Source organism: Endozoicomonas sp. (assembly GCF_051008435.1).
Lineage (GTDB): Bacteria > Pseudomonadota > Gammaproteobacteria > Pseudomonadales > Endozoicomonadaceae > Endozoicomonas_A.
In genome coordinates this window covers 1-4940 of the sequence record NZ_JBPCXO010000011.1, presented here as the reverse complement: position 1 = coordinate 4940, position 4940 = coordinate 1, and the positions used below count along the sequence as shown (strand labels likewise).

11 protein-coding genes are annotated in these 4940 nt (G+C 50.2%); 5 read left to right on the top strand and 6 right to left on the bottom strand.

The window, feature by feature from the left end; translation table 11 throughout:
- Window positions 1–121: 121 nt before the first annotated feature.
- Both ACR2PX_RS00410 and ACR2PX_RS00405 read right to left on the bottom strand, forming a co-directional pair.
- Complete coding sequence (locus ACR2PX_RS00410; RefSeq protein WP_433997391.1) at window positions 122–664, bottom strand: HNH endonuclease; 543 nt, start codon at window positions 662–664, stop codon at window positions 122–124.
- A gap of 38 nt (window positions 665–702) precedes the next feature.
- Entirely contained in the window at window positions 703–1197 is a 495-nt protein-coding gene (locus tag ACR2PX_RS00405) for a hypothetical protein (RefSeq protein WP_433997390.1), read from the bottom strand.
- A gap of 153 nt (window positions 1198–1350) precedes the next feature.
- On the opposite strand from ACR2PX_RS00405, the gene ACR2PX_RS00400 reads away from it, so the two are divergent.
- The 5 genes from ACR2PX_RS00400 to ACR2PX_RS00380 are packed head-to-tail and all read left to right on the top strand — an operon-like array spanning window position 1351 to window position 2959.
- Entirely contained in the window at window positions 1351–1551 is a 201-nt protein-coding gene (locus ACR2PX_RS00400) for a DUF6900 domain-containing protein (protein WP_433997389.1), read from the top strand.
- Window positions 1538–1780, top strand: a complete 243-nt coding sequence (locus ACR2PX_RS00395) for a hypothetical protein (RefSeq protein WP_433997388.1) — start codon at window positions 1538–1540, stop codon at window positions 1778–1780. The genes ACR2PX_RS00400 and ACR2PX_RS00395 overlap by 14 nt, the downstream gene beginning before the upstream one ends.
- Window positions 1777–2256 carry a DUF3489 domain-containing protein gene (locus tag ACR2PX_RS00390; protein ID WP_433997387.1) on the top strand — a complete coding sequence of 160 codons (480 nt, stop codon included), beginning with the start codon at window positions 1777–1779 and terminating at the stop codon, window positions 2254–2256. Before ACR2PX_RS00395 ends, ACR2PX_RS00390 begins: the two co-directional genes overlap by 4 nt.
- A complete protein-coding gene (locus ACR2PX_RS00385) occupies window positions 2253–2594 on the top strand; it encodes a hypothetical protein (protein ID WP_433997386.1) in 342 nt (113 codons plus the stop codon). Before ACR2PX_RS00390 ends, ACR2PX_RS00385 begins: the two co-directional genes overlap by 4 nt.
- Window positions 2591–2959, top strand: coding sequence for a hypothetical protein (locus ACR2PX_RS00380; protein ID WP_433997385.1), 369 nt, complete (start codon window positions 2591–2593; stop codon window positions 2957–2959). The genes ACR2PX_RS00385 and ACR2PX_RS00380 overlap by 4 nt, the downstream gene beginning before the upstream one ends.
- A 263-nt stretch (window positions 2960–3222) precedes the next feature.
- Here the strand turns inward: ACR2PX_RS00380 and ACR2PX_RS00375 are convergent, their stop codons facing one another.
- The 4 genes from ACR2PX_RS00375 to ACR2PX_RS00360 form a co-directional block, all read right to left on the bottom strand.
- On the bottom strand, window positions 3223–3591 hold the full coding sequence (locus ACR2PX_RS00375) for a 3TM-type holin (protein WP_433997384.1): 369 nt from the start codon (window positions 3589–3591) through the stop codon (window positions 3223–3225).
- On the bottom strand, window positions 3588–4031 hold the full coding sequence (locus ACR2PX_RS00370) for an N-acetylmuramoyl-L-alanine amidase (protein ID WP_433997383.1): 444 nt from the start codon (window positions 4029–4031) through the stop codon (window positions 3588–3590). Before ACR2PX_RS00370 ends, ACR2PX_RS00375 begins: the two co-directional genes overlap by 4 nt.
- 3 nt (window positions 4032–4034) lie before the next feature.
- Window positions 4035–4310, bottom strand: coding sequence for a flagellin (locus ACR2PX_RS00365; protein ID WP_433997382.1), 276 nt, complete (start codon window positions 4308–4310; stop codon window positions 4035–4037).
- Window positions 4276–4940, bottom strand: a 665-nt coding sequence (locus ACR2PX_RS00360; RefSeq protein ID WP_433997381.1) for a DNA-methyltransferase, incomplete at its 5' end; no start/stop codon positions are given. The genes ACR2PX_RS00365 and ACR2PX_RS00360, both read right to left, overlap by 35 nt.

Genomic DNA, 4940 nt, shown 5'->3' with positions numbered 1-4940 from the left:
ATATTACTGTCGGATACGAAGTTATGTGTCATCAGCGAGAAAGCAGGGTCAGAATATTTTCGAAGCTCTGCTTATAGCTCTGAAGAATTATGGTAATCATCCTTTGCTGGGTGCTGAATAGTTACATCAAATTTCTTTCGAGATAGGTCAACTCAGGTCGCTGCTTAATGAATCGCTTCATGCGCTTCCAGCCTGAGCCAAACCAGTAATGATCATCTCTCTTCTTTCTAACCTGCTCAAACTCCGACACACATCGCCAATCGAAGCCAATAAATGTATTGGCCAAACATCGATTAAAATACCAGTCAATAATCTCAAGACGCCCTAAACGATCCAATTGATTTAAAAACATTTGGCTAGGAATACCGAATATGCTGATATAGTCGTCGGTAATTAAGCCATTTTTGACGAAATATAATGTGTCGTAAGAGTTATCTTTTTTCTTGGCGTTGAATGTGCAGGATGCACAAATACCATTCTCAAGCTGAGCTGTTCCCCCAGCAGCATTGGGTCGAATATGGTCGGCCCAATCCATTCGCCAATTTGGGGATATCCCCGAGTCCAAAAGCCACAAAGAGATACCACTGAATGCACAAGTAGCTCTATCTCTTTTAAAAATAATGGCTTTTTGTTTTTCCGTAAAATTTAATCGTTTATGAGCCATCAGAATCTACTATTTTATCCAACTCAACTAAGAACACGTTAGTTTATGTTTGATAATTGCTCCAACGCAGACTCTATTTCTCCAAAGAGCAGTTGACGAACTCTCTCTGGATCTTGCTCAGCGGCTAGTACGTCAGAAAGACGGTCAGGAATACCCAACAGCGCATCTCGCACCATTCGTCCAGCCCGATAAGCATCCTCACGAACTTTACTGGCATCGGTTAATTTTCCAGTTTCTTTTTCATACTCCATCTTCGCCATCTTGGCTCTAAAGGCTTCCCGCATGGTGCGTGCGGTGACGAAATCGACAGCTTGCCGTGAATCGGTGGGAGCAACCGGTACAGATCCAGCTTGTGACTGAGACTTTCTCAGGACCGTAGAAGGTTCTGCCTGGGCTTGAATCTCTTTAAGGGCCTCATTAGGTTCAACTTTGCCATTGTGCAGACGAATCTTGCCGGATTTGACCAATTTAGCCACATACTGGCGGCTCCAGCCTTGACGTTTAGCGAATTCCGATTGCGAGATGAGTGCCATAGTCCCTGATCGTCCTTCACTGTCCCCGCTCTAGCCTGACAGACCCCGACAAAGCCGACAACCCATTGATTTTAAATCACTTTTATCTTGATAACCCTTAGTTATAGAGCCTTACTGTACATAACAAAAAGAAAGCAATAACGGGAGAAAAACATGAAAAAGAGTATTGATAAAGCCCTGGAAGCAATCGCCCAAAAGACCCTGCTGATGGACACCCTGAAAACCCGCAACACCCCAGGAGATTTCGAAGAAGTGGCGGTCTGGCAAGTCAGGAGAGCTTTGGAACAGGCTTATCAGCAAGGCGTCAAAGACGGCAAAAATGTAACAGGGAACATTGACCATGAATCCGAATAACGATCCTGAAAGCGCCTTTATTAATGAAACCCAAGGGCTGGCAGCCTTGCTCGACGAGTTCCAGCGTCTTATAGACGATCGCTTTGAGGTCAACCCGGATGACATCAACTGGGCTCAGGTCTGCATGCTACGGGAACTGACCAACCGTCTAAGTGAAGCATTGATGCCATGGAGGGATATTAACGCCATTCAAAACATTCTTTCGCAACAAAAAGGAGATACACCATGAAAACAATAAAACTCACTGCCACTCAGGAAACCATACTCAAGCAAGCCGCTGAGACCGGAACTCTCCACGCCTCAACACTCACCCTGAAGGGCGGTGCCCGGAAGAAAGTGCTGGACAGCTTGGCCAACAAGGGCTTTCTGATCCGCATGAAAAAGGCGGACACTTTTGATATCAGCCCTCAGGGCAAGGCCGCTATTGGCCTCCCGGTAGACGACCAGCCTGCTGATAAAGGCAAAATCCGAACCGGCACCAAGCTCCATAAAGTGATCAAACTACTGGCTCGCCCCGAAGGCGCTGCCATCCATGAAATCATGCGAGAAACCGGCTGGCAGCAACACACGGTGCGCGGCACACTGGCCGGGACCCTGAAAAAACGACTGGGGCTGACCATTGAGTCCGAAAAGCCGGAGGGCAAGGATCGCATGTACCGAATCACCGCAGGACTGAAAGCGCTTTTTCAGGGAGAAACCGTATGAGCACCCGCTCCCGAATTGCAAGGCGGCTGGCTGACGGTCGCTATTGCTCCATCTACTGCCATTTCGATGGAGATCAGGTGGGTAAAGTGCTGCAGGAGCACTTCCCCACCGAAGCCGATGCCAAAATCATTGTGAACTTTGGTGACTTGTCGTACATCACCAAAAACGGTGTTGATGCTTATATGGACAAGGGTGAGCCCTGGGCCAAGATCCGGCCTCGCAACAGCGACGACCTCCAGAGTCTGATTGCTCTGGCTTGGGAAACCGGAGCCGAGTATCTGTACTACTGGCAGGACGGCGGTTGGCAGACCATTTCAATGTGGGGGCCTCAATCATGAGAGACCCCATTCTACTGGCTGTTGAGCTCAGCAGCGGCTCCTTTCTCTCCTGTCGACTGCTCCATCCTGATCGCCACACCCTCCCCAGTCTCCAACGCTGGTATCAGACAATGCCTGAGGCCATCTTTCTGATTCAACTGGGTGACCTTCACTACCTAAAAGGGAGACAGGCTTCTGCGCTGCATCGGGACTGGGGAGAAAACTGGCAGGATCATCAACCCCGAATCAGCCCTAACCACTATCATCTGAAGGCTCTGGCTCGCAGTTTGAAAATCAACACCCTGCTTTGTCACCAAAACCAACACTGGTTTGAACTGAGCCTGAAATCTGTCAACCTGGTTGACAACCCAGACTGCAAAGGTTGACAGTTTGGTTGACAAAATCCCTGACTAGTTGACACCGGAAAGCCCCGTCGTTACTGGGCTGAACCCCAATCTGTCAACCTGGGTGTCAACCCCGATTTTCACTCTGTCGCTGGCGCTATTCCGCGCTGCTGCCTACCCGCAATGGAGGGCACCTCCCAGGGACCCCGAAGCAGTCGTCAGAAGACGTTTATCAAGCTTCCTCTTCGACCTTAAGACGCTCTCTGCGCTTGGAAGTCGCCTCTTAGAACGGCTTAACTTAAGTCTCAGCTTTTCCATGTTCTCGTCACCTTCTCTAGCCCCCGACTGGCAATGTATCCGCCAATACCCAGCTGAATGATAGTGAACAGTTTCAGTTCCACTGCCTCTGTAAGATTCGGAGCGGACCAGCCCATCCAACGACACACAACCAATGCCGTAAACACCAGCATCACTATAGGTCGCCAGTTTCTTTGCAGCCAGCCTTCACCCTGAGCTTCGGCTTTGATGACTCCGGCCTGTTGCTCCAGTTCATCCAGTTCACCGTTGAGCAGCATCTCGGTCAGTTCAGTCCTGGCGGCATGAGCTTTTTCTGCGTCTGGAAAGAGCTTGTCGATGACCTTTCCTATCACCGGAATGGCTGCAACGAGACTCACTTCTTACCTCCCAACAGTCCTTCCTGTCGAAGCCAGTGGTGCACATCGAAGTTGGGACAGGTCTTCACCTTACTGAAGTGGTGGTGACCATGAACCACAGCATTTGGATAAAGTGCTTGGTGGCCTGCCACCAAGAGCTTGAGCATTCGTTTCTGATCCGGGGTGAAGTTATCCTCCGGATGGTTATTCTGGTCCAGACCACCCACCAAGCAGATACCCACACTTTCGTGGTTATGACTCTTTGCGTGAGCCCCCCATTCATCGATGGGCCGCCCCTGTTTCACCGAGCCATCCCGCTCAATCACCCAGTGATAACCAATATCCAGAAAGGCCCGTTCCATGGTGTGCCAGCGTTTGATGTCGTCAAAGGTCACATGCTGGATAGCCCGGGTGGCCGAGCAATGCACAACAATGTAATTGGTATCCTTACGCTTGCTCATCGCTCATCCTCTGAGAAAGTAAGACAGCAGTCCGATAGTGGCGGTCAGCAAGATCCAGCCGAACCGTTCAAAATAGTTCAGAACGACGCCTCGTTTACTGGACTGAAACTCCAGCTGCCGAATGCGCTTCTCCTGCTCATCCAGACGTTCATCCTGCCGGGAAAGGTTACTGGTCTGGTGGGTAATCCGTTCTTCTATCATAGCCAGACGAGAGACAGCATCGCTCAGCTTATCGAGCTTGGCATCAATCTGATCCAGTCGCCTTGAGAGATCGTCCATGTCGTTCTTCCCTGGTTTGCTCAAAGGTCAGATTGTTGGCTTCGAGGTAGGCTTCCTTGCCCGTGTACTCCTCCCATCGACGCACGATGACGTCGACGTATTTGGGGTCCAGCTCAATGAGCCGGGCACTGCGCTGTGATTTCTCACAGGCGATCAGCGTCGAACCAGAACCACCAAACAGATCCAGCACAATATCCCGAGTCTTGGAAGAATTACGGATAGCTCGCTCTACCAGTTCTACCGGCTTCATGGTGGGATGCAGATCATTTTTCACCGGTTTGTTGAAAAACCAGACATCGCCCTGATTCCGGGCACCGCACCAGAAATGTTCAGAGCCTTCTTTCCAGCCATAGAGAATCGGTTCGTATTGGCGCTGATAGTCGGCACGTCCCAGCGTGAAGGTATTCTTGGCCCAGATGATAAATGTGGACCACTTGCCGCCCCCTTCCCGAAAGGCTTTCTGCAAAGTATCCAGTTCAGACGATGACATGCAGACGTAGATTGCGCCTTTGCAAACACCGAGCATATTGGTCATGGCTGCGAGCAGAAAGGTGTAAAACTCAGAACCGAGATTGTCATTCTTGATCCGACGGTCTTTCTTCGCCTTGGTGTTTTTCTCCGGGTTGGCGT